Raw genomic sequence first — 24,080 nt, 5'->3', positions numbered from 1 at the left:
GGGTAGGCTCCGCCCTTATGGAGCATGAGGTGTTCGTTCCGGTTCCGGCAGGGCGACTGCGGGCGGCCCTCGCCGACCCCGCGCGGGTGGCCCGGGCCCTCCCCGGCTTCCAGCAGGACGCGGGCACCGAGCCCGTCGCCGGCCGGCTGAAACTGCGCGTCGGCGGCCGCACCATCACCTACCACGGCGCCCTGCGCGTCACCGCCCGCGAGGACGGCGGGTACGCCGTCGAGGGCGACGCCGTCGAGGCCCGCGGCTCCGGAACGGTCGAACTCGCGCTCACCCTGGACCTGCGGGAGACCGACGGGGCCACCACGCTCCGCTTCGCGGGCACGGCGACGGCGGACGGCCGGATCGCGCAGCTCCCCGCGGACGCCGTGGACGCGGCGGCCGTACGCCTGCTGGACCGGTGGGCGGAGAACCTCGGCACGGCGGCCGGGGCCGGGGAACCCCCCGCCGCGGCCGCCGCCACCGGGGCCGAGATCCCCCCGCCGCACCCCGCCGTCCTGGACTCCGTGAACGGGACGGCCGACGCGGACGACATCGAGGACGCCGAGGACGCCGAGGACGCCGAGGACACGGACGACGTCGACTACCTCGAGGACGTCGACGGCCTCGACGACGCCGACTACGGGGAGGACGAGGACGAGGACGACGTCGAGGACGTGCTCGACGTGGGACCGGCGGACGCGGTGGACGCCGTCGCCGGGTTCCCGGACCTCGGCGTCCCCCCGGCCGAGGCCGCGCACGCGCGCCGCACGATGATCGGGCGCAGCGCGGAGGAGGTGGACCACGCCCCGCCGCGCGGCCGGTACGCCCCGGTCCCGGCGCCGCAGACCCTCGTCCGGGACAACGCCCTGCGCTGGGCGGCCCCCGCGGCCGCGCTGGCGGTGGCGTCGGCGATCGTGGTCGGCCGGGCGCTGCGACGCCGCCGGTGACCCGGACGCCGTGCCGCCGCCCAGGACGCCGCGGCCAGGTGTCCTGAACGCCTCGGTCGCACCCGGCGCCCTCTTGATCACCTGGGTAGGGTCGTCCCGTGAGTGACGAAGACTTCACGCTGACCGCGGGAGACGCGGAGGTGACCGTCCGGCCCGGCAACGGCGGGCGGGTCGGAGGACTGCGCGTCGGCGGGACGGAGCTGCTGCGGCAGGGCGACCGCTTCGGCTGCTTCCCGATGGTGCCCTGGTGCGGGCGGATCAGGGAGGGCCGCTTCCGGGACGGCGCGGCCGTGCACCACATGCCGCTCAACGCCCCGCCGCACGCCATCCACGGCACCGTCCGCGACGGCGCCTGGAAGGTGGCCCGCAGGTCGGCGGACGAGGCGGTCCTGACGTACGACCTGGTCGACCCCTGGCCCTGGCCCGGCCGGGTCACGCAGGTCATCGCGCTGACCGAGGACGCGCTGACGCTGTCCATGGCGGTGGAGACGTACGGCTCGTCGTTCCCGGCGCAGATCGGCTGGCACCCCTGGTTCAACCGGAACCTCGACGCCGAGAGCGCCGAGAGCGCCGAGAGCGCCGAGAGCGGCGGGTCCGCCGGGTCCGGCGAGGACGTGCGGGTCGCCTTCCGGCCCGCCTGGCAGGAGGAGCGCGGCGAGGACCACCTGCCGACCGGCAACCGGATCGAGCCGCGACCCGGCCCCTGGGACGACTGCTTCGGCATGCCCGACGGCGTCTCGGTCGCCCTCACCTGGCCGGGCCGGCTCCGGCTGGAGGTGACGAGCCCCGAGAAGTGGGTCGTCGTCTACGACGAGCAGGAGGCCGCCGTGTGCGTGGAACCGCAGACCGGCCCGCCCGACGGCCTGAACACCCTCCCGCGCCTGGTCACGCCCCTGGAGCCGCTGGAGGCCACGACCACCTGGTCCTGGACCCGCCTCTAAGCTGAGGGGCATGACGGACGACGTACGCGGCGCGCTGCTGCAGCAGATCAAGGACAAGGCCGTGGTGCACGGCAAGGTGACCCTCTCCTCGGGTCTGGAGGCCGACTACTACGTCGACCTGCGCCGCGTCACCCTCGACGGTGAGGCCGCCCCGCTGGTCGGTCAGGTGCTGCTCGACCTGACCGCCGAGCTGGACTTCGACGCGGTGGGCGGCCTGACCATGGGCGCCGACCCCGTCGCCGGCGCGATGCTGCACGCGGCCGCCGCGCGGGGCCGCGGGCTGGACGCCTTCGTCGTGCGCAAGGAGGCCAAGGCGCACGGGATGCAGCGGCGCGTCGAGGGCCCCGACATCAAGGGCCGCCGGGTCCTGGTCGTCGAGGACACCTCCACCACCGGCGGGTCCCCGCTGGCCGCCGTGGAGGCCGTGCGGGAGGCGGGCGCCGAGGTGGTGGCCGTGGCGACCATCGTGGACCGGGCGACCGGCGCCGCGGAGAAGATCGAGGCGGGCGCGGGCGTGCCGTACCTGTTCGCCTTCTCGAAGGATGAACTGGGGCTGGACTGACGAGCCGGTATGACCTGGACTTGACCGGCGCACGGACCGGCCGCGCAGGTCTGGAAAGATGGGCGCGACGACGACGTCGAACCCCAAGGTCTAGGTCAGGGCCGTAGGACTTCAGAACGCCAACCCGCACACCCAAGGAGCGGACGAATGCCCATCGCAACCCCCGAGGTCTACAACGAGATGCTCGACCGGGCGAAGGCAGGCAAGTTCGCCTACCCGGCCATCAACGTCACCTCGACCCAGACCCTGCACGCGGCTCTGCGCGGCTTCGCGGAGGCGGAGAGCGACGGCATCATCCAGATCTCGACCGGCGGCGCCGAGTTCCTGGGCGGCCAGTACAGCAAGGACATGGTGACCGGCGCCGTCGCGCTCGCGGAGTTCGCGCACATCGTCGCCGAGAAGTACCCGGTCACGGTCGCCCTGCACACCGACCACTGCCCGAAGGACAAGCTCGACGGGTACGTGCGTCCGCTGCTGGAGATCTCCCGCAAGCGCGTCGAGGCCGGCCTCGGCCCGCTGTTCCAGTCCCACATGTGGGACGGCTCGGCCGAGACCCTCGCCGACAACCTCTCCATCGCCCAGGAGCTGCTGGAGAAGGCCCGCGCCGCGAACATCGTCCTCGAGGTCGAGATCACCCCGACCGGCGGCGAGGAGGACGGCGTCTCGCACGAGATCAACGACTCCCTCTACACGACGGTCGACGACGCGCTCCGCACCGCCGAGGCCCTCGGTCTGGGCGAGAAGGGCCGCTACCTGCTCGCCGCGTCCTTCGGCAACGTGCACGGCGTGTACAAGCCGGGCAACGTCGTCCTCCGCCCCGACCTGCTGAAGGAGCTGAACGACGGCGTCGCGGCCCAGTACGGCCGGCCGGCCGGCAGCAAGCCGTTCGACTTCGTCTTCCACGGCGGCTCCGGCTCCTCCGCCGAGGAGATCGCGACCGCGCTGGAGAACGGCGTCGTCAAGATGAACCTCGACACCGACACGCAGTACGCCTTCACGCGTCCGGTCGCCGACCACATGTTCAAGAACTACGACGGCGTCCTCAAGGTCGACGGCGAGGTCGGCTCCAAGAAGACCTACGACCCGCGGACCTGGGGCAAGCTGGCCGAGGCGGGCATGGCCGCGCGCGTCCTCGAGGCCACGCAGCACCTGCGCTCGGCGGGCACGAAGATCAAGTAGCGGTCCGCGGGCCGGGAACTCTCCCGGCGTACGGCTCCGCATCCCGCGAGCCCGGTGCCCCGGCGCCGGGCTCGCGGTATACCTGGGACCATGCCCGACGTCCGGCTGGCCTCACCCCGAGGCAGATGGATCCTGCTGACCACGGTGCTCGGCTCCACCATGGCCATGCTGGACTCGACCGTCGTCAACATCGCCCTGCCCCGCATCGGCCGCGACCTCGACGCCGACCTCGCCGCCCTGCAGTGGACCTCCAACGCCTACCTGGTCACGCTGGCCGGGCTGATCCTGCTGGGCGGCTCCCTGGGCGACCGCTACGGCCGGCGCAAGGTCTTCGTGGTGGGCGTGGTCTGGTTCGCCGCGGCCTCCCTGCTGTGCGGGCTCGCCCCGAACGCCGGCGTGCTGATCGCCGCCCGCGCCCTCCAGGGCGTCGGCGGCGCCCTCCTGACCCCCGGCTCCCTCGCCCTCATCCAGGCCTCCTTCCACCGCGACGACCGCGGCCGGGCCGTGGGCCTGTGGTCCGGCTTCGGGGGCGTCGGCGCGGCCGTGGGTCCCTTCCTGGGCGGCTGGCTGGTGGACGGCCCCGGCTGGCGCTGGGTGTTCCTGCTCAACGTGCCGCTCGCCGTGCTGTGCGTGCCGGTCGCCCTGCGGCACGTCCCCGAGTCGGGCGACGGCAGGGCGCACGGCCGCTTCGACGTCCTGGGCGCGGTGCTGGGCGCCGCCGCCCTCGCGCTCGTGACGTACGCGCTGACCGAGGCGGGCGGGGGGTCCGCGGCCGTGGCGGTGACGGCGGTGGCCGGCCTCGCCGCCGCGGTGGCCTTCGTGCACGTCGAGCGGCACCGCCCCGACCCGATGATGCCGCCCGGCATCTTCGCCTCCCGCCCGTTCACGGCCGTCAACCTGGTCACCCTGTGCGTGTACGCGGCCCTGGGCGGCTTCTTCTTCCTGTCCGCCGTCCAGCTCCAGGTGGTGGCCGGCTACTCCGCCCTCGGCGCGGGCACGGCCCTGCTGCCGACGACCGTGCTGATGCTGCTGTTCTCCGCCCGTTCCGGCCAGCTCGCCGAGCGGATCGGCCCGCGCGTCCCGCTCACCGCCGGCCCGCTGCTGGCCGCGGCCGGGATGCTGCTGATGCTCCGGGTCGGCCCCGGCGCCTCCTACGCCGCCGACGTCCTGCCCGCCGTCCTGGTGCTGGGACTCGGCCTGGTCACCCTGGTCGCCCCCCTGACCGCGACCGTCCTGGCCTCGGTCGACGTCTCCCGCGCGGGCCTGGCCAGCGGCATCAACAACGCGGCGGCGCGCGCGGCGGGCCTCTTCGCGGTGGCCGCGCTGCCCCTGCTGACCGGGATGGGCGCGGAGGCGTACCGCTCGGCCGACGCCTTCGACGACGCGTTCGGGCAGGCCATGCTGTGGTGCGCGGGGGCGCTGGCCGTCGCCTCGCTGGTCGCCTTCACGACCGTGCGCCGCCCGGCCCCGGACTGCCGCCGCCCCGAGTGCAGGACCCACGGGGCCGTACTGGCACCCCCGCTGGAGGGGGAGCGGGTGGCGGCACGGCTGCCGGCGGGGCCCGCGGGACCGGAGGGCTGAAGGGGCCGGAGGGGAGGGCCGCGACCCCGTCGGCGCGCACCCCGGCGGGTCCTCCAGACTGGACCCATGTCCATTCACGAAAACCTGCTCGGGGGACCGCCCCCGACCCACCTGCCCGACGACCCCGCCCCCCGCGAGCTGCTCGCGGCGGGCACGGCCCCCGCCGACGTCGCCGCGAAGTACCCCACGTCCTCCCTGGCCTGGGCCCGGCTCGCCGACGACGCGTTCGAACGCGGCAGCGTGGTGGAGTCCTACGCCTACGCCCGCACCGGCTACCACCGCGGCCTGGACAGCCTGCGCCGCAGCGGTTGGAAGGGGCACGGACCGGTGCCCTGGGAGCACGAGCCGAACCGCGGCTTCCTGCGCGCCCTGCACGCCCTCGCCCGCGCCGCCGGGTCGATCGGCGAGCAGGAGGAGCACGAGCGCTGCACGCAGTTCCTGAAGGACTCCTCGCCGACGGCGGCCCAGACGCTGGGCTGACCCTCGGCCGGCCCCGGACCAGGACCGGACCAGTACGGAGCGGTACGGAGCGGTACCGGACCAGTCCGGATCGGTACCGGACCGGTCCCGGGCCGGTCCCCGGCCGCCCTTTCGGGGTACGGGCCCGCCCGGTGTGATCGGGCGGGCCTTGCACTTTCGGGTGACGATTGCGGAGGATGCCCCCTGGGGACCGGGGCCCCCGTGTCGGTAACGGCAGGGGCGGACCGCTACCCGGAGTACATATCAGGAGACAGCGATGTCCCACGAGGCTCACGAGCCCGAGACCCCGCATCTCGACTTCGCGGGCACGACGCCGTACGAGGACTACGTCAAGGCGGACGTGCTCACCCACCTCCAGCACACCCTCTCCGACGATCCCGGAGAGATGGTCTTCCTGGTCACGACCCAGGTGATGGAGCTGTGGTTCACGGTGATCGTCCACGAGTGGGAGACCGCGGCCGGCGCCCTGCGCCGGGACGACGTGCCGACCGCCGTCGCCGCGCTGAAGCGTTCCGTGCGCGAGCTGGAGGCGCTGAACGCCTCCTGGCGGCCGCTCGGACAGCTCACGCCGGCCCAGTTCAACTCCTACCGCAGCGCGCTCGGCGAGGGCTCCGGCTTCCAGTCCGCGATGTACCGCCGCATGGAGTTCCTGCTCGGCGACAAGTCCGCGTCGATGCTGGTCCCGCACCGCGGCGCCCCGCGCGTCCACGCCGAGCTGGAGAAGGCGCTGCACGAGCCGAGCCTCTACGACGAGGTCCTGCGGCTGCTCGCCCGGCGCGGGCACGCCGTCCCGGAGACCGTGCTCACCCGTGACGTCTCCCGGCGCTACGAACCGTCGCCGGAGGTGGAGGCGGTGTGGACCGCCCTCTACGCGGGTGACGAGTCCGACGAACTCGCGCGTCTGGGCGAGGCGTTGACCGACGTCGCCGAACTGGTGTGGCGCTGGCGCAACGACCACCTCGTCGCCACCCGGCGCGCGATGGGCGCCAAGACGGGCACGGGCGGTTCGGCCGGCGTGGCCTGGCTGGAGAAGCGCGCGCGGAACAACGTCTTCCCCGAGCTGTGGACGGCGCGCTCCCATGTCTGACCTCTCCCGCAGGGCCCGCGAACTGGACTCCACCGACGAACTGGCCTACAAACGCAAGGAGTTCGTCCTCGACGAGGTCGTCTACCTCGACGGCAACTCGCTGGGCGCGCTGCCCGTGTCCGTCCCCGGGCGGCTGGACGACGTCGTCCGCCGCCAGTGGGGCGAGCTGCGCATCCGCTCCTGGGACGAGAGCGGCTGGTGGACCGCGCCCGAGCGGATCGGCGACCGGATCGCCCCGCTGGTGGGCGCGGCCGCCGGGCAGGTCGTGGTGGGCGACTCCACCAGCGTCAACGTCCTCAAGGCGCTGGTGGGCGCGGTGCGGCTGGCGGGCGAGGAGCGCGACGAGATCCTCGTCGACGCGACCACCTTCCCCACCGACGGTTACATCGCGCAGTCGGCGGCCCGGCTGACCGGCCGCACGCTGCGGCCGGTGGCCCCGGCCGAGGTGCCGGCGGCCCTGTCGGACCGTACGGCCGCGGTGCTGCTCAACCACGTCGACTACCGCACCGGGCGGCTGCACGACCTGCCCGCCCTCACCGCCGCCGCGCACGCGGCGGGCGCGCTCGCCGTCTGGGACCTGTGCCACAGCGCGGGCGCGCTGCCGGTCGGCCTCGACGAGCACGGCGTGGACCTCGCGGTCGGCTGCACCTACAAGTACCTCAACGGCGGCCCCGGCGCCCCGGCGTACCTGTACGTGCGGCGGGAACACCAGGGCCGCTTCGACTCCCCGCTGCCGGGCTGGAACTCGCACGCCGAACCGTTCGGCATGCGGTCCGACTACGAACCCGCCCCGGGGGCCCTGCGCGGGCGCGTCGGCACCCCGGACATCCTGTCCATGCTCGCCCTGGAGGCGGCGCTGGAGGTCTGGGAGGACGTGTCCGTCGACACGGTCCGCGCCAAATCCCTCGCCCTGACGGACTTCTTCCTGGAGTGCGTCGAGGCGTACGTCCCCGACGGCACCGTGGAGTGCCTCACGCCCCGCCCGCACGAGCGGCGGGGCAGCCAGATCGCCCTGCGCTGCGACGGGGCGGACGACGTCATGCGCCGCCTGATCGAGCGCGCGGTGGTCGGCGACTTCCGCCGGCCGGACGTACTGCGCTTCGGTTTCACCCCGCTGTACGTGGGATTCGAGGACGTGGAGCGGGCGGCGCGGGTCCTGGGGGAGGTGCTGGGAGGCTAGGGCCTCTCGTTGGGATCAGGCCGGGCTCGCGGGGTCCGGTGCCGCACCCCGCCGCGTCGTCGTCGGTCGCCAGGGCTCCGCCCCGACTCCCTCCTCCGCCTCGCGAGGCACGGCACCGGACCCCGCTCCCCGATCCGGCCCGATCCAGACGAAAGACCCTGGCTCTTCCTCCCACGCCGGCCCGGTCACCCGGTGCGGACGTACACCCCTGCCGCGGCAGCCGCGTGCGCGGCCCGCGCCGCCCGCTCCGCGGCAGGGGCGTCCGGCACCACCCCCGCCGTCAGCCACTCGTAGTACAGCGGCGCCGAAACCGCCCGTACCACCGCCCCCGCGTCGGTTCCCGCGGGCAACTCCCCGCGTGCGACCCCCTGTTCCACGCACGGCACCCATTCGGCGACCCGCACCGCGTAGAAGCGCCGCAACGCCTGCGCCGTCCGCGCGTCACAGGCCGCCGCCGCGATCACCGCCCGGAACAGCGCCCCCTGCCGGACGTCGGCCAGCGTCCGCTGCACGAGGGCCGCGTTGGCCAGCAGGTCGGTCAGCACCGCCCCGGTCCGCGCCCGGGGCGACGACGTCTCCGCCGTCTCGGCGAGGAGATCGGCGACCAGCCCCGTCACGGTCCCCCACCGCCGGTACACGGTCGTCCTGCCGACCTCCGCGCGCCGCGCGACCTCCGCGAGGTCGAGCCGGCCGAACCCCTCCTCGGCCAGGACGTCCCCGGCCGCCCGCAGCACCGCGGCACGCACCCGCGCGGTACGCCCCCCGGGACGTACGGTGCCGGGCTCGGCGGACATGGCGGCCTCCTCGGTGCGCGTACGGGCGGCATCCCGCACGGGACGCCAGCGTAACGAAACCGTAGGACCGTTTACCCCTCACCGAGCGTGACATCCGCGTGTCCGCGCACGTCACGGGCCTGGTACCGTCCCCGCCAACGGCCGGATCCCCACCGGGACCGCCAGAGCCGTTCCGCCCAATTCCGTTTTGCCGCTGAGAGGTTGGAGCATGCCGGACGACGCCGTCGCAGCCCGGGCCGCCGCTGAGGAGGAGTCGGCCTTCTCGCACCCGGCGGTCGAGCCCGACGCCACCGCCGCCTACGGCGACCATCCCGACCAGCTGGTCGACTTCTACGCCCCGCGCGGTGCCACCGGCCCCGTACCGCTGGTGGTGGTCCTGCACGGAGGGGCGTGGCGCGCGCCGTACGACCGCCGGCACGTCACGCCGTTCGCCGGCTTCCTGGCGCGGCGGGGCTTCGCCGTGGCCAACGTGGAGTACCGCCGGGGCGCGGCGGTCTCCGGGAGCGGGGCCGCCGCGGGGCCGGACGCGGCGGTGGCGGGCCGCTGGCCCGAGACCTTCGACGACGTCGCCGCCGCGCTGGACGCGCTGCCCGCCCTCGTCCGGGAGGCCCTGCCGCAGGCGGACACCCGCCGCACGGTGCTCACCGGCCACTCCGCGGGCGGCCACCTCGCGCTGTGGGCCGCGGCTCGGCACGTCCTGCCGGCCGGCGCGCCCTGGCGCCTCGACGGGCCGCCCCCGCTGCGCGGCGTGGTCGCCCTCGCGCCGATCGCCGACTTCGAGGTCGCGGAGAAACTCGACGTGTGCGGCGGCGCGGTGCGCCAGCTCCTCGGCGGCGAGGCGCACGCCGGTGAGCGGCGGCCGTACGCCGACCCCGCGCTGCTGCTGCCGACCGGCATCGCCACGACCCTGGTCCAGGGCCGCACCGACCTGACCGTCCCGGAGGCCGTCGCCGAGTCGTACGCGGACGCGGCGGCGAAGGCGGGTGAGGTGGTGGGCCTGACGCTGCTGGAGGACGTCGGCCACTTCCCGCTGATCGACCCGGCGGCGGACGCGTGCGCGGTGGTGGCGGAGGAGATCGCGCAACTGGCCTGGTGAGGGGGCGGTGGTAGGGGCGCGGGGCCGCAGTCAAGGGGGGGTGGCGGCAGGGCCGCGGTGAGGGGCCGGCGGCCCTGCGCCGAAGGGGTCGGCGGCCGCGCGGTCGGACGGCCCTGTCATACCCCTAGTACTTGAGAACTACCTCCCAGGACAGCTCCTCGGCGGGACGCGAGCGACGACCGCTGATCCGTAACTTCCCCACCAGGGAAGCCCGATGGCCGGGCGGACCGGTCGGGGAGGGACGGGGCGATGGGGATCCGGGCGGGGTGGTTCGCCGGACGGTGGCTCGGTGGGAGCGGACCGGGTGGCGCCGCGGTGGACGGCGGACCGGGCCGTGCGGCGGGCGAGGCATCGGGCCGGGCGGTGGGCGACGGGCCGGCTTCCGCGGCAGGCGACGGGACGGTCCGTGGGCGTGTGCCGGTTCGTGACAGTCCGGTGGTCCGTGACAGTTCGGTGGTCCGTGACGGTGCGGTGGTCCGTGACGGTGCGGTGGTCCGTGACGGTGCGGTGGTCCGTGACGGTGCGGTCGGCCATGACGGTGCGGTGGTCCGTGGTCGGCGCCGTTCGCGCGGCCTTCTCGCCGTGCTCGTCACCGCCGCTGTCGTGGTCCCTCTCACGGCCGCCGTCCGGCCGGACGTACCCGCCCCGGCTCCCGCCGACCTCGCCCCGGTGACGGCGTCGACGCTGGAGGGGGCGTACACGGCCAACCGGGCCAACGCCGTGCTGGCGGCCCGGATGGCGGCCGGTCACGGGGACCGGCACCGTGCCGCCGCCGACCGCGCGCTCGCGGCACCCTCCCGCAGACTCCTCGCCTTCGACGGCCGCGGTCCCGGCCGGGTGACCGAGATCTTCGGCGACCTGGCACACGCCGGCCGCGTCGCCGTCCTGGTGCCCGGGTCGGACACCTCGCTGGACACCTACGAGCGCTTCCGCACGGCTGCGACCGCGCTGCACCGACAGCTCACCCGGCAGTCACCGGCCGGCGCCGGCACCGCGGTGGTCGCCTGGCTCGGCTACACCACTCCGGCGACGGTCAGCACCACCGTCATCACTCCGGGCCGGGCCGATGAAGCCGCCCCGGACCTGCGGGACTTCGTGAGGATGCTCCGCGGCGTCACCGGTCCGGCCCCCCGGCTCACCCTCCTGTGCCATTCGTACGGCTCGGTGGTGTGCGGGCGGGCCGCCCACGGCCTGGACGTGGACGACCTGGTCCTCCTCGGCAGTCCGGGCACGGGCGTCGACTCGACGGCGGACCTGCGCACCCGCGCCGGCGTGTGGGCGGCCCGTGGCGGCGACGACTGGGTGGCGGAGGTCCCGCACGCCGACGTCGAGCTCTTCGGCACGACGGTCGGATTCGGCGCGGACCCGGTGTCGCGGGCCTTCGGCGCCCGCGTGTTCTCCGCCGGGGACGGCGGCCACAGCGACTACTTCCGGCAGGGCTCCGTCTGCCTCGCCAACCTCGCCCGGATCGTCCTCGGTGAGACCCCGGAGGCCACCCGTGCGTGAGACGGACACGGTCCGCCCCCGGAGGCGGCGCGCCCTCACGACCCGTACCGGGATACGGCGGGCGGCCGGCCGGCTCGACGCGGGCACCCCGCCCGAACGGGACCGGGCGGTGGACGCCCTGCGCGCCCTGGCGATCCTCGGCGTCGTGCTCGGCCACTGGCTGGTGACCGCACTCGTCTCCGACAGCGGCACCCTGCGCGCCGCGAGCCCGCTGGGCTCCATGCCGTGGCTGGCCCCGGTGTCCTGGACGTTCCAGACACTCGCGGTGTTCTTCATGGTGGGCGGCCATGTCGCCACGAGGAGTCACGCCTCGGCCCGCGCCGGGGGCGTGACGTACGGCGGTTGGCTGCGGATCCGGCTGACCCGGCTGTTCGTGCCGGTGGCGGCCATGGCGGGCATGTGGGGGGTGTCCGCGGGGTGTCTGCTGCTGGGCGGCGCGTCCTTCACCACCGTGCACACGGTGGTGAAGCTGGCGCTGTCGCCCCTGTGGTTCCTGCTGGTGTTCGCGGCGCTCACGGCGGCGACCCCGCTGCTGGCCCGGCTCAGCCCGCTGTGGCCGCTGGCCGTCGTCCTGCACGTGGACCTGATCCGCTTCGGCCTCGGCGGCCCGGCCTGGCTCGGCTGGGTCAACGTGGCGGCGGGCTGGCTCGTGCCGTACACCCTGGGAGCGGCCTGGACGCGCGGGGAGCTGGAGCGCCGGCGCGCGGGTCGGCTCCTGTGCGCCGGGGGCGCTGTGGCGACGGCGGTCCTGGTGGCCTGGGCGGGTTATCCGGCGTCGATGGTCGGCGTTCCCGGCGCGGCGGTCTCCAACCTCAACCCGCCGACCCTGGCGGCCGTCACCTTCGGTCTCGCCCAGTGCGGCGCGGCCCTGCTGCTGCGTGACCGGCTGCGGCGCGCCATGCACCGGCCGGTGGCCTGGGCGGTGGTGGCCGTGGTGAACCTCTCCGCGATGACGGTGTTCCTCTGGCACCAGACGGCCCTGATGGCGACCACCGCCACCGGGCTCCTGGCGGGGCGCCTGCCCGGCCTGCACACCGTGCCCGACGGCCTGGACTGGGTCGCGGCCCGGCTGCTCTGGCTGCCGGTCTTCACCGCGGTGCTGGCGGTGTGCCGGGCGGCGTTCCACGGCTTCGAGAGCCGCCGCGGGCGGTGTCCGCGGACCGTTCCTCTCCCGTCGCGGGTCGTCCGGGCCGGCCGGCCGCCCCGAACCCCGGAACCGCGGAAGGCCGGCCGTGCCTAAGGTGGGGCGGATGAACGGGGTGGAGGAGCGGCTGACCCGTGTCCTGAGGGTGCTGCGCGACGATCTGTGGACGACGCGCGCCGCGCCGCTGCCGCCCTCGGTGTGGCTGCGTCGGCTGCCGCACGGCCTGGTCTGGCTGATCGCGTTCGGCACCACGGTCGCCGACGCCGAGTTCCTGGCCGACCGTTATCTGCTCGGCACGCAGATCGGCGTGCTCTGCTCGGTGGTCCAAGGTGTGGCGGTGGTGCTGGCTCTGTGGCGTCCGATGCCGGCGTGGTGGCTGTCGATGACGGTCACGGTGCTCGTCGCCCTGCTCGCCCGGGACCGTCTGTTCCACGATCCGCACTCGAGCGACCCCAGCTGGCCGTGGGGGCCACCCGGCCTGACCGCGCACTGCGTGGTCCTGTTGCTGCTGTCGCTGCGGGTGCCCACCCGGGTGGCGGCCGAGGCGCTCGCGCTGACCGCCCTGGCCACCTATGTCGTCCAAGGGGTGATCGGCGGTGCCGGCTACGGGCCGTCCGGCATGGTGGCGGTGACCCTGTTCGCCGTCGTCGTCCTCCTCGGCGGCGCCCTGCGCGGTCGCCGCGAGGCCCGGCACCAGCTCGTCGAGCAGGCGGGCATCACCGCCGAGGAGCGGGCCCGCCGCACCTTGCTGGAGGAGCGCAACCGCATCGCGCGCGAGCTGCACGACGTGGTGGCCCATCACATGTCGGTGATCTCGATCCAGGCACAGGTGGCCCCGCACCTCGTGGACGACCCGTCCGAGGAACTGCGCCAGAACCTCGAAGGCATCCGGCAGAACGCCCTGGAGGCGCTCACCGAACTGCGCAGGGTCCTCGGCGTGCTGCGCTCCGAGAACCCCGAGGACCCCTACGGCCTCGGAGCCGCCCCGGACGCCCCGCAGCCCACCCTCGACCGGCTCGGCGCCCTCATCGACAACACCCGTGCGGCGGGACTGGAGGTCGTGACCGAGGTGCGGGGCGAGGCACGGGCGTATCCGCCGGGCGTGCAGCTGTCGGCGTACCGGATCGTGCAGGAGGCGTTGAGCAACGCGCTGCGGCACGCGCCCGGTTCCCGGGTACGGGTCGGCGTCGTCCACGATCCGAGGGGTCTGTCCCTGGAGGTCGTCAACTCCCGCCCGCGGGGGCCGCTCCGGGCCTCGCCCGGCGCGGGTCACGGGCTGCTCGGCATGCGGGAGCGGGCCGTGATGCTGGGCGGTCACGTCGCCGCGCATCCGACGCTGCACGGCGGTTTCATGGTCTCGGCGTTCCTTCCGAAGGACGGCGTCCCCCTCCCCGCCGACGAGGGCACCGCCCCGATCGCCGGCCTCGAACTGACCTTCCCCGAGCCCCGCCCGGAACCGCCGGCGGCCGGGCCGGCGCCGGGGCCCACGGCAGGCCCACCGGCAGGACCGCTGACAGGACCGCTGACAGGAGACGAGAGCCGATGACGAGCGGCACCATCCGCGTACTGATCGCCGACGACCAGCAGATGGTCCGGCAGGGCTTCACCGTGCTGCTCGACACCCGGCCGGACATCGAGGTGGTCGGGCAGGCGGTCGACGGACTCGACGCCGTGGCACAGGTCGCGGAACTGTCCCCGGACGTCGTCCTGATGGACATCCGCATGCCCGAGCTGGGCGGCATCGAGGCCACCCGCCGCATCACCGCCGCCACTCCCGGCATCAAGGTCCTGGTGCTGACCACCTTCGACCTCGACGAGTACGTGTACGAGGCACTGCGCGCCGGGGCGTCCGGGTTCCTGCTCAAGGACGCCTCGGCCGACCAGCTCGCGGAGGCGGTGCGGGTCGTGGCGGCCGGTGACGCCCTGCTTGCGCCCGGCATCACCCGCAGGCTGATCGCCGAGTTCTCCCGTCTGGGCGGCACGCCCCGCGTCCCGCTGAAGGAACGCGTCGGCGACCTCACCGAGCGCGAGACGGAGGTGCTGGCGCTCATCGCGCAGGGTCTGTCCAACGCGGAGATCGCCCGTCGGCTGGTGGTCGCGGAGCAGACCGTGAAGACGCACGTGGGCCGCATCCTGGTGAAGCTGGGTCTGCGGGACCGTACCCAGGCGGCGGTGTTCGCCTACGAGTCGGGGCTGGTGCGACCCTCCGGGTACTGACCGCCCGGCGCCCCCTCCGCCCGACCCGTAGTACTTGAGGGGGACCCGGTGGAACCCCTCTCACTGGTGACGACCGCCGCCCCCGCCTCCGCCTACGGTTCTGATGTGACCGAGACGACCCAGACGACCCAGATGCGGACCATGCCGCAGGACGACCCGTACACGGCCCACCGGCCGCGCAGCCCGGAGCTCAGGGCGGCCCTGAGCGCGCTGCGGGGGCTGCGGGAGGACCTGTTCGAGGACGCCTTCGCCTACCGCCCGCTGCCCCGCCGCGATCCGGACGGCCGCCTCACCCGCCGGCTGACCGGCCGCAGGCGGGTGTACGTGACCTGGGTCCGGCACGTGCTGGTCGGGGCGGTCGGCGCGTTCGCCCTCCTGGCCTCCCTCGCCGAGGACGGGGGCCTGGTGGGCCTGGTGTGCGGGCTGCTGGCGCTGACCCCGGTGCTGCTGACCCTGGTCCGCCCGGTGGGGGCGTTCTGGCTGTCGCTGGTGTCGACCACGCTCGTCGCCGCCTTCGGCTCGGCGTGGAGCGACTGGCCGTGGCTGCCGGGCACCTTCGTCTCCCACCTCGTCGTGCTGACGGTCGTGGCGATACGCACCCGGCCGCGCACGGCGGCCTGGATGTGGCTGCTGACCCTCGCCTACGGCCTCGGTGCCGAGGCCGCGTTCGGCGGGAACCACTACTACACCAACGTCACGCCGATGCTGGTCGTCTCGGCGCTCGTCCTGCTCGCCGTCACCGTCTGGCACATCCGGCGGCAGGCCGAGGAGGAGGTCACCGCCCAGCAGACGGTGACGGCGCACGAGCGCTCCCGGCGCACGCTGCTGGAGGAGCGCACGACGATCGCCCGCGAGCTGCACGACGTGGTCGCCCACCACATGTCGGTCGTCGCGATCCAGGCGGAGGCCGCCCCCTACCGGGTGGAGAACCCGCCGCCCGAGCTGGAGAAGGCGTTCGCGACGATCCGGGAGAACGCGGTCGCGGCCCTCACCGAGCTGCGCCGGGTCCTGGGCGTGGTCCGCGCCGAGGACTACGAGGCCCCCGACGCCCCGCAGCCCACCCTCGCCGAACTGGACGCCCTGCTGGCCAACGTGCGGGAGGCCGGCCTGCCGGTCGAGAAGGTGGTGACCGGCGCGGTGCGCGAACTGCCGCAGGGCGTGGAGCTGTCGGCGTACCGGATCGTGCAGGAGGCGCTGAGCAACACCCTGCGGCACGCGCCCGGCGCGAGCGCCCGCGTGGAGATCGGCTACGTGCTCGGCGGTCTGGGCCTGCGCGTCGTCAACGGCCCGCCGACCGACCCCGCCCTGGTGAAGCCCTCACCGGGAGCCGGGCACGGCATCACGGGCATGTGGGAGCGGGTGACCATGCTGAACGGAGAGATGACGGCGGACCCGACGCAGGACGGCGGTTACGAGGTGACGGTGTTCCTCCCGGTGCCGACGGCCACGGCGGACGACGGTGCGGCATGACCATCCGGGTACTGGTCGCGGACGACCAGATGATGGTCCGCGAGGGCTTCTCCGTCCTGCTGAACGCGATGCCGGGCATCGAGGTCGTCGGCGAGGCGGTCAACGGCCGCGAGGCGGTGGACCGCGTGCGTGAACTGGCGCCCGACGTCGTCCTGATGGACATCCGGATGCCCGAGATGAACGGCATCGAGGCGACGCGGGAGATCGTGGCCGCGGACGGCACGGCGAAGGTGCTGGTCCTCACCACCTTCGACCTCGACGAGTACGTCTACCAGGCGTTGCGCGCCGGAGCCTCCGGCTTCCTGCTGAAGGACGCCTCGGCCCGACAGCTCGCCGACGGGGTGCGGATCGTGGCCGCCGGGGAGGCGCTGCTCGCCCCGTCCGTCACCCGGCGTCTGATCACCGAGTTCTCCCGGCTGTCCGACGGACCCCGGCTGCCCCGTGCCGCCCAGGTGTCCTTCGGCGACCTGACCGAGCGCGAGACGGAGGTCCTGGTCCTCATCGCGCAGGGCCTGTCCAACGCGGAGATCGCCGGACGGCTGGTGGTGGCGGAGTCCACGATCAAGACGCACGTCAGCAGGATCCTGGTGAAGCTGGGCCTGCGGGACCGCACCCAGGCGGCGGTGTTCGCCTACGAGGCGCGGCTGGTCAGACCGGGGTGAGACACCCCTGGTCAGCGGCGGGGTCGACGGGCTAGCGTCCGGTCATGGCAGCAGTCGACGACCTTCGCTTCGACCCTTGGGACCCGGCGTTCGTGGCCGACCCGTACCCGGCCTACGCCGAGTTGCGGGAGCGGGGCCGGGTGATCCGGTACGAGCGCACCGACCAGTGGCTGGTGCCGCACCACGCGGACGTCTCGGCACTGCTGCGGGACCGGCGGCTCGGGCGTACCTACCGGCACCGTTTCACGCACGAGGACTTCGGGCGGACGGCGCCCCCGGCGGAGCACGAGCCGTTCCACACCCTCAACGACCACGGGATGCTGGATCTGGAACCACCGGACCACACCCGGATCCGGCGGCTGGTGTCGAAGGCGTTCACACCGCGCACGGTCGAGCGGCTCAAGCCGTACGTGGAGCGGCTGGCCGGCGAGCTGGTCGACAAGCTGGTGGCGGCCGGCGGCGGCGACCTGCTGACGGACGTCGCGGAACCGCTGCCGGTGGCGGTGATCGCCGAGATGCTGGGGATCCCGGCGTCCGAGCGGGCCCCGCTCAGGCCGTGGTCGGCGGACATCTGCGGGATGTACGAGCTGAGTCCGTCGCAGGAGACGGCCCGCCGGGCGGTGCGGGCGTCGGAGGAGTTCTCCGCGTATCTGCGGGAGCTGATCGCGGCCCGCCGCGAGGAGCCCGGCGACGACCTGATCTCCGGGCTGATCGCCGCCCACGACGAGGGCGACCGGCTCACCGAGCAGGAGATGATCTCGACGGCCGTGCTCCTGCTGAACGCGGGCCACGAGGCGACGGTGAACGCCACGGTCAACGGCTGGTGGGCGCTGTTCCGCAACCCCGGCCAGCTGGCGGCCCTGCGCGCCGACCACGCGCTGGTCCCCTCCGCCGTGGAGGAGCTGATGCGCCACGACACCCCGCTCCAGCTCTTCGAACGCTGGGTCCTCGACGACATCGAGATCGACGGCACGGTGGTCCCGCGGGGCGCGGAGATCGCGATGCTCTTCGGCTCCGCCAACCACGACCCGGCGGTCTTCGCCGACCCGGACCGTCTGGACCTGACCCGCGCGGAGAACCCGCACATCTCCTTCAGCGCGGGCATCCACTACTGCATCGGCGCCCCCCTCGCCCGCATGGAACTGGCCGCCTCGATGCGAGCCCTCCTGGAGAAGGCCCCTACCCTGAGCCTGACGGCGGAACCCGTGCGCACACCGAACTTCGTGATCAGGGGCCTGCGGGGACTCGACGTGGAGATCGCCTGAACCACCGGGCCACCCGGCCACCGGGCCACCGGGCCACCGGGCCACCGGGCCACCCGGCCGCTGGACCACCGGGGCCGGGGCGCCCGGCCCCCGCCCCGTGAGGTCGCGTCACGTGGTCATGTCCCGTCGGCGCAGTCCCGCGGCGCCGGCCGCGACCAGGGCCGCCGCCAGCGCGGTGAGCATCAGGACGGGGCCCCACTCCATGCCGCCGCCCGGCAGCTTGGGCAGGTGGCCGAAGGGGGAGAGGTCCAGCACCGTCTGCGGGACGTCCAGCACGGGGCCGATCCAGCCGATGACCAGGACCGCCCCGGCCACCCCCCACGCGGCCGGGGCCGGCTGCGGCGCGAGGCCGTACAGGAGGACGGCGATGCCGCCGACGACCCACACGGCGGGGAGCTGGACCAGGCAGCCGGCCAGGATCGGGCCCGCGTCCCGGCCGTGGCCCACGGCGAGGCCGAGGCCCGCCAGCACCATGATCAGGGCGGCCCCGCCGAAGGCGATCACCAGGTGGCCGGCGGCCCAGCGCAGCCGGCCGACCGCGCCCGTGAGGACCGCCTCCGCCCGGCCGGAGGTCTCCTCGGCGTGCAGCCGCAGGACCGAGGCGACGACGAACAGGGCCGCGACCAGACCCAGCATGCCGCTCATCGCGGCGAGGAAGGAGTCCGTGAGCGCCGACCGGCCGCCCATCCGCTCGAAGATCTCGCGGGCCCGCTCGTTGTCGCCGACCAGGTCGGCCGCACCCTCCGCCAGCCCGCCGTAGACGACCCCGGCGAGGAGGAAGCCCGCGCTCCAGCCGAGGACGCCGCCGCGTTGCAGCCGCCGGGCCAGCGCCCCCGCCGTGCGCAGCCGGCCGACGGCCCGGCCCGGCCGGGCCGGCAGGAAGCTCATGCCGAGGTCCCGGCGGCCCGCCAGGGCGTAGGCCGTCGCGCCCTGCGCGGCGATCGCCGCCGCGAACAGCGCCAGCACCCACCAGCGTTCGTCCGCGAAGGGCCGCAGGTTCTCCAGCCAGCCGAGCGGGGAGAGCCAGGTCGGCACGGAGGAACCGTCGTCCGCCGCCGAGTCGCCCGCCGCGCGCAGCACGAACGCGGCGCCCAGCACCCCCGAGACCAGCCCCCGGGCCAGCCGCGCGCTCTCGGTGAGCTGCGCGACGATCGCCGCCATGGTCGCGAAGAGCATCCCCACGGCCGCGAGCCCCAGCCCGAGGGCCAGCGCCCCGGCCGGCCCCTGCCCCGCCAGTCCGGCGGTCACCAGCAGGGCCAGGGCCGCGTCGGCGACCCCCGCCGCCAGCAGCGCCGACGTCAGCGAGGCACGCCGCCCCACCGCGCCGGAGGCGATCAGCTCCTGACGGCCGCTCTCCTCCTCCTCACGGGTGTGCCGTACGACGATCAGGAGGCTGGTGACGGCCGCGAGGACGGCGGCATAGACGCCGACCCGCCAGGCGGTGAGGGCGCCCGTGGAGTCGTCGAAGACCGGGCCGACGAGAGCGCGCAGCGAGGAGTCGGCGGCCACCTGCTCCCTCAGTGAGGCGCGTTCGGCGGCGGTGCCGTACAGGCCCTTCAGGGCGTTCGGCATGGAGAGGACCATCAGGGCGTTGACACCCACCCACAGGGGGATCGTCACCCGGTCGCGGCGCAGCGCGAACCGCAGCAGCGTGCCGGTGCCCGAGAGCCGGGACGCCAGGGCGCTCACCGGTCCGCCGCCTCGACGGCGTCGGCGGTGTCGGTCCGGTAATGGCGCAGGAACAGTTCCTCCAGCGTCGGCGGCGTCGACGTCAGCGACCGCACGCCCGCCGCGCTCAGCGACCGCAGCACGGCGTCCAGCCCGTCGGCGTCGACCTGGAGCCGCACCCGGCGGCCCCGGACGTCGAGGCCGTGGACGCCGGGCAGCCGGGCCAGCCCGTCGGGCTCACCGGCGAGTTCCGCGGTGACGGTGGTGCGGGCGAGGTGGCGCAGGTCGGCCAGCGAACCGGTCTCGACCGTGCGGCCCCGGCGGATGATGCTGACCCGGTCGCAGAGTTCCTCGACCTCGCTGAGGATGTGCGAGGACAGCAGGACGGTACGGCCCCGCTCGCGCTCCTCGGCCACGCACCGCCGGAAGACCTCCTCCATCAGCGGGTCGAGGCCGGAGGTCGGCTCGTCCAGGATCAGCAGGTCGACGTCCGAGGCGAACGCGGCGACCAGGGCGACCTTCTGCCGGTTGCCCTTGGAGTAGGTGCGGCCCTTCCTGGTGGGGTCCAGCTCGAAGCGTTCCACCAGTTCCGCGCGGCGCCGTGCGTCCAGGCCGCCCGCCCGTCGCCCACCGCCACCCTGCCCGACGCGCTTCGCGCGGCCCCCGTCACGCAGCCGGCCGAGGAGGTCGATGACCTCGCCGCCGGACAGGTTCCGCCACAGGGCCACGTCGCCGGGGACGTAGGCGATGCGGCGGTGCACCTCCACCGCGTCCCGCCAGGGGTCGCGGCCGAGGACCCGCGCGGTGCCGGAATCGGCGCGCAGCAGCCCCAGCAGGACGCGGAGGGTGGTGGACTTGCCGGAGCCGTTGGGGCCGAGGAAGCCGTGCACCTCGCCCGTCGCGACCTCCAGGTCGAGGCCGTCGAGCGCATGGGTGCGGCCGAAGGACTTGTGCAGTCCGGACACCGTGATGGCCTTCGTCATGCGTCCGAACGTACGCTTGATTCAGAAATTTGTGAAGATAAGGAAGCGTGAAAACGGTCGATAGGATGGGGGCATGAGCGAAGCAGCCGGTGCCGAGGTCAGCGACGAGGGCGGGCGGGACGCGGAGTCCGTGTCGAGGTTCGTCGAGTCCTTCGCCGCGCAGCTCGTCGAGGCGGGCATGCAGCGCATGCCCGCGCGGGTCTTCGCCGCCCTCCTGGCCTCCGACTCCGGCGCGCTCACCTCGGCCGAACTCGGCGAGCAGCTGCGGATCAGCCCCGCGGCGGTGTCCGGCGCCGTCCGGTACCTGTCCCAGCAGCACATGGTGGCGCGCGAGCGCGAGCCCGGTTCCCGCCGGGAGCGCTACCGGGTGCACAGCGACCAGTGGTACGAGGCCCTCACCAGCCGCGAGGCCGTCATCAAGCGGTGGGAGGGCGCCCTGCGCGACGGCGTCGCCAGCCTCGGCGCCGACACCCCTGCGGGCGCCCGGATGGCCGAGACGCTCGCCTTCTTCGAGTTCGTCGAGGGCGAGATCACGGCCATGATGGAGCGCTGGCGCGCGCACCGCGAGCAGAACTTCGGCGAGAACTAGGGTCTCTCGTCTGGATCAGGCCGGGCTCGCGGGCCCCGGCACCGCACCCCGCCGCGTCGTCGTCGGTCGCCAGGGCTCCGCCCCGACTCCCTCCTCCGCCTCGCGAGGCACGGCACCGGACCCCGCTCCCCGATCCGGCCCGATCCAAACGAAAGACCCCAGACCCGCGGCCGCTCACTCCGAGCCGTTCACCGCCCGCCTCCGCGAACGGCCGTCCGCCCCGCCCTCGCCGCGGGCCGTCCGCCCCCGCCACAGATCCGTGAACGCGCCCCGCCCCCTCACCGCCCCGGCAGCACCAGGCCCAGCGCGCCCTCGCGGACCCTCCACGTCCGCCGCCGTACGGGGCCCGCCACCGTCGCGTCGGCCCGGTAGCGGAAGTCGGCCCCGGAGACCGTGACGGTGCGGCCGCGGGCCTCCAGCGGGGACGCCTCCGCGCCCACCTGCACCGGCCGGACCTGCACCGCCACCGTGCCGGAGGCGTCCGGGGTCACCGACACCGCCTCCACCGGCCGGTCCAGGTCGACCAGCGTCACCCCGTCGACCTCGACCCGCAGCCGGGCGGGCCCGGGCGCCGGCGGGGCCGGGGCCGGCCGGGACGGCGCCAGCGTGCGCACCAGGGACCGGCAGGTCCGCAGCCACGGCCGGCCGCCGTCCCCGTCCGGCCGCGCGTCCGGGTCGGACAGCGGCGGGATCCGCAGCGCGCCCAGGACGACCCCGTCGCTGTCGTCGACGAGCAGGTCCAGCCGCCGCTCGGCGCCGTCCAGGACGGCCCGCGCCGCCGCGACCGTGCCCAGGGGCACCCCCAGGGCGTGCGCGACGCTCAGGGAGCCGCCCACGGGCACCATCGACAGCACGCATCCGTCCAGCTCCCGCCGCCGGTGCAGCAGGGCCACCGCCCGCATCAGCGCGCGGTCGTCCCCGATCACCACCGGCCGCCGCGCACCCCGGCGCGCGAGGACGCGGGCAAATTCCTCCGCGTCCTCCGGGAGGCACACTTTCGCCGCCGCACCCGCGCTGAGCACGTCTTTCGCGATCCGGACGGACTCTCCGTCCGTCCTTCGGGCGACCGGATCGATGATCACCAGCAACTGCTCCGGCGTCGCGAAAGTCGCCACCTCGGTCCTGCCTCGCTTCCTCGGGTAGCATCTTTGTGCAAGAGCCCCTTGCGCTATTGCGCCAGGGGCTTCGTCTATTCCGGGGCATCCGGGTCCGACGGTGTGCGACCGAAGACGGTCGCGTGGCGGCCGATGACGGTCGCGGTGCCGCGACCGACGAAGGTCGTGGTGCACGCGGTGGTGAGAGCCGTCGCGTACGCCCCTGACCCTGGACATGCCCCACCCGGAAGGGGTGTACGCGCGTGCCCGCACTTGTGCTGCTCGGTGCTCAGTGGGGTGACGAGGGCAAGGGAAAGGCCACCGACCTGCTCGGCGGCTCGGTGGACTATGTAGTGCGCTACCAGGGCGGCAACAACGCCGGCCACACGGTCGTCGTGGGCGACCAGAAGTACGCATTGCACCTCCTCCCTTCCGGAATCCTGTCGCCCGGATGTACGCCCGTCATCGGAAACGGAGTCGTCGTCGATCCGTCGGTCCTGCTCTCCGAGCTGAGCGGTCTGAACGAGCGAGGCGTCGACACGTCGAAGCTGCTCATCAGCGGCAACGCGCACATCATCACGCCCTACAACGTGACTGTCGACAAGGTGACGGAACGCTTCCTCGGAAAGCGGAAGATCGGCACCACGGGACGGGGCATCGGCCCGACCTACGCCGACAAGATCAACCGGGTCGGCATCCGCGTGCAGGACCTGTACGACGAGTCGATCCTGGAGCAGAAGGTCGAGGCGGCGCTCGACGTCAAGAACCAGCTGCTGACCAAGCTCTACAACCGCCGCGCCATCGCGGTCGAGCAGGTCGTCGAGGAACTGCTGGGCTACGCGGAGAAGCTGCGCCCCTACGTCGCCGACACGGTCCTGGTCCTCAACCAGGCCCTCGAGGACGACAAGGTGGTCCTGTTCGAGGGCGGCCAGGGCACGCTCCTGGACATCGACCACGGCACGTACCCCTTCGTCACCTCGTCGAACCCGACCGCGGGCGGCGCCTGCACCGGCGCCGGCGTGGGCCCGACGAAGATCAGCCGGGTCATCGGCATCCTCAAGGCGTACACGACCCGCGTCGGCGCCGGCCCGTTCCCGACGGAGCTGTTCGACGAGGACGGCGCGGCGCTGCGCCGCATCGGCGGCGAGCGGGGCGTCACCACCGGCCGCGACCGCCGCTGCGGCTGGTTCGACGCGGTCATCGCCCGCTACGCGACCCGCGTGAACGGCCTGACCGACTTCTTCCTCACCAAGCTCGACGTCCTGACCGGCTGGGAGCAGATCCCGGTCTGCGTGGCGTACGAGATCGACGGCAAGCGCGTCGAGGAACTCCCGTACTCGCAGAGCGACTTCCACCACGCGAAGCCGATCTACGAGACCCTCCCGGGCTGGTCCGAGGACATCACGAAGGCCAAGACCTTCGAGGACCTGCCGAAGAACGCCCAGAACTACGTCAAGGCGCTGGAGGAGATGTCCGGCGCCCCGATCTCCGCGATCGGCGTGGGCCCGGGCCGGGACGAGACGATCGAGATCAACTCGTTCATCTGAGGCACTTGAAGCACCTGAGGCACCTGAGGCACCTGGGGTGTTCGGGGCACCCGGAGAACCGCCGGGGACCGGCCGACGGCCGCCTTCCGCTCATGCG

22 protein-coding genes are annotated in these 24,080 nt (G+C 74.2%); 18 read left to right on the top strand and 4 right to left on the bottom strand.

Going from position 1 to position 24,080, the window contains the following annotated elements:
• Window positions 1-17 precede the first annotated feature (17 nt).
• The 8 genes from ACZ5FU_RS09785 to kynU all read left to right on the top strand — a co-directional run bounded on the left by ACZ5FU_RS09785 (window position 18) and on the right by kynU (window position 7,948).
• On the top strand, window positions 18-938 hold the full coding sequence (locus ACZ5FU_RS09785) for an SRPBCC domain-containing protein (RefSeq protein ID WP_469045174.1): 921 nt from the start codon (window positions 18-20) through the stop codon (window positions 936-938).
• A gap of 98 nt (window positions 939-1,036) precedes the next feature.
• On the top strand, window positions 1,037-1,879 hold the full coding sequence (locus ACZ5FU_RS09780; protein WP_468642453.1) for an aldose epimerase family protein: 843 nt from the start codon (window positions 1,037-1,039) through the stop codon (window positions 1,877-1,879).
• A gap of 10 nt (window positions 1,880-1,889) precedes the next feature.
• The gene (gene pyrE, locus ACZ5FU_RS09775) at window positions 1,890-2,441 is read left to right on the top strand and encodes an orotate phosphoribosyltransferase (RefSeq protein ID WP_451527754.1); all 552 of its coding nucleotides are present in this window, start codon (window positions 1,890-1,892) and stop codon (window positions 2,439-2,441) included.
• A 147-nt stretch (window positions 2,442-2,588) separates the two neighbouring features.
• A complete protein-coding gene (fbaA, locus tag ACZ5FU_RS09770; RefSeq protein ID WP_451527753.1) occupies window positions 2,589-3,620 on the top strand; it encodes a class II fructose-bisphosphate aldolase in 1,032 nt (343 codons plus the stop codon).
• Window positions 3,621-3,710: 90 nt separating this feature from the next.
• Window positions 3,711-5,201, top strand: a complete 1,491-nt coding sequence (locus tag ACZ5FU_RS09765; protein ID WP_468834245.1) for an MFS transporter — start codon at window positions 3,711-3,713, stop codon at window positions 5,199-5,201.
• A 66-nt stretch (window positions 5,202-5,267) separates the two neighbouring features.
• Complete coding sequence (locus ACZ5FU_RS09760; RefSeq protein ID WP_451527751.1) at window positions 5,268-5,681, top strand: DUF3151 domain-containing protein; 414 nt, start codon at window positions 5,268-5,270, stop codon at window positions 5,679-5,681.
• Between the two features lie 256 nt (window positions 5,682-5,937).
• Window positions 5,938-6,768, top strand: a complete 831-nt coding sequence (locus ACZ5FU_RS09755; protein WP_451527750.1) for a tryptophan 2,3-dioxygenase family protein — start codon at window positions 5,938-5,940, stop codon at window positions 6,766-6,768.
• Entirely contained in the window at window positions 6,761-7,948 is a 1,188-nt protein-coding gene (kynU, locus tag ACZ5FU_RS09750) for a kynureninase (RefSeq protein ID WP_451527749.1), read from the top strand. The genes ACZ5FU_RS09755 and kynU overlap by 8 nt, the downstream gene beginning before the upstream one ends.
• A 185-nt stretch (window positions 7,949-8,133) precedes the next feature.
• On the opposite strand, the gene ACZ5FU_RS09745 is transcribed toward kynU, so the two are convergent.
• A complete protein-coding gene (locus tag ACZ5FU_RS09745) occupies window positions 8,134-8,742 on the bottom strand; it encodes a TetR/AcrR family transcriptional regulator (RefSeq protein WP_468839926.1) in 609 nt (202 codons plus the stop codon).
• A gap of 208 nt (window positions 8,743-8,950) precedes the next feature.
• On the opposite strand from ACZ5FU_RS09745, the gene ACZ5FU_RS09740 reads away from it, so the two are divergent.
• The 8 genes from ACZ5FU_RS09740 (at window position 8,951) to ACZ5FU_RS09705 (ending at window position 18,102) form a co-directional block, all read left to right on the top strand.
• Window positions 8,951-9,838, top strand: coding sequence for an alpha/beta hydrolase (locus ACZ5FU_RS09740; protein ID WP_468642461.1), 888 nt, complete (start codon window positions 8,951-8,953; stop codon window positions 9,836-9,838).
• Between the two features lie 543 nt (window positions 9,839-10,381).
• Window positions 10,382-11,344, top strand: a complete 963-nt coding sequence (locus tag ACZ5FU_RS09735) for an alpha/beta hydrolase (RefSeq protein ID WP_451781666.1) — start codon at window positions 10,382-10,384, stop codon at window positions 11,342-11,344.
• Window positions 11,337-12,584 carry an acyltransferase family protein gene (locus ACZ5FU_RS09730; protein ID WP_468642463.1) on the top strand — a complete coding sequence of 416 codons (1,248 nt, stop codon included), beginning with the start codon at window positions 11,337-11,339 and terminating at the stop codon, window positions 12,582-12,584. Before ACZ5FU_RS09735 ends, ACZ5FU_RS09730 begins: the two co-directional genes overlap by 8 nt.
• 10 nt (window positions 12,585-12,594) lie before the next feature.
• Complete coding sequence (locus ACZ5FU_RS09725) at window positions 12,595-14,034, top strand: sensor histidine kinase (protein WP_451527745.1); 1,440 nt, start codon at window positions 12,595-12,597, stop codon at window positions 14,032-14,034.
• A complete protein-coding gene (locus ACZ5FU_RS09720) occupies window positions 14,031-14,705 on the top strand; it encodes a response regulator (RefSeq protein ID WP_451527744.1) in 675 nt (224 codons plus the stop codon). Before ACZ5FU_RS09725 ends, ACZ5FU_RS09720 begins: the two co-directional genes overlap by 4 nt.
• 105 nt (window positions 14,706-14,810) lie before the next feature.
• A complete protein-coding gene (locus tag ACZ5FU_RS09715; RefSeq protein WP_469045173.1) occupies window positions 14,811-16,175 on the top strand; it encodes a sensor histidine kinase in 1,365 nt (454 codons plus the stop codon).
• Window positions 16,172-16,837: a response regulator gene (locus tag ACZ5FU_RS09710; protein ID WP_451781661.1), complete on the top strand. Its 666-nt coding sequence runs from the start codon at window positions 16,172-16,174 to the stop codon at window positions 16,835-16,837. Before ACZ5FU_RS09715 ends, ACZ5FU_RS09710 begins: the two co-directional genes overlap by 4 nt.
• 44 nt (window positions 16,838-16,881) lie before the next feature.
• The gene (locus tag ACZ5FU_RS09705) at window positions 16,882-18,102 is read left to right on the top strand and encodes a cytochrome P450 (RefSeq protein ID WP_451781659.1); all 1,221 of its coding nucleotides are present in this window, start codon (window positions 16,882-16,884) and stop codon (window positions 18,100-18,102) included.
• Window positions 18,103-18,210: 108 nt separating this feature from the next.
• Here the strand turns inward: ACZ5FU_RS09705 and ACZ5FU_RS09700 are convergent, their stop codons facing one another.
• Both ACZ5FU_RS09700 and ACZ5FU_RS09695 read right to left on the bottom strand, forming a co-directional pair.
• Window positions 18,211-19,791, bottom strand: a complete 1,581-nt coding sequence (locus tag ACZ5FU_RS09700) for an ABC transporter permease (protein WP_469045172.1) — start codon at window positions 19,789-19,791, stop codon at window positions 18,211-18,213.
• Entirely contained in the window at window positions 19,788-20,753 is a 966-nt protein-coding gene (locus tag ACZ5FU_RS09695) for an ABC transporter ATP-binding protein (protein ID WP_451527739.1), read from the bottom strand. The genes ACZ5FU_RS09700 and ACZ5FU_RS09695 overlap by 4 nt, the downstream gene beginning before the upstream one ends.
• Before the next feature lie 73 nt (window positions 20,754-20,826).
• Here ACZ5FU_RS09695 and ACZ5FU_RS09690 point away from each other — a divergent pair, with 73 nt between their 5' ends.
• Window positions 20,827-21,342, top strand: coding sequence for a GbsR/MarR family transcriptional regulator (locus ACZ5FU_RS09690; protein WP_469045171.1), 516 nt, complete (start codon window positions 20,827-20,829; stop codon window positions 21,340-21,342).
• A gap of 278 nt (window positions 21,343-21,620) precedes the next feature.
• Here the strand turns inward: ACZ5FU_RS09690 and ACZ5FU_RS09685 are convergent, their stop codons facing one another.
• Window positions 21,621-22,457, bottom strand: a complete 837-nt coding sequence (locus ACZ5FU_RS09685; RefSeq protein WP_468642476.1) for a diacylglycerol kinase family protein — start codon at window positions 22,455-22,457, stop codon at window positions 21,621-21,623.
• Window positions 22,458-22,699: 242 nt separating this feature from the next.
• Between ACZ5FU_RS09685 and ACZ5FU_RS09680 the strand changes: the two genes are divergently transcribed.
• A complete protein-coding gene (locus tag ACZ5FU_RS09680; RefSeq protein ID WP_366059034.1) occupies window positions 22,700-23,983 on the top strand; it encodes an adenylosuccinate synthase in 1,284 nt (427 codons plus the stop codon).
• The last annotated feature ends 97 nt before the right edge of the window (window positions 23,984-24,080 follow it).

The sequence above is a fragment of the Streptomyces sp. NPDC031554 genome (assembly GCF_055580685.1).
This window is presented reverse-complemented; position numbering and strand designations above follow the sequence as displayed.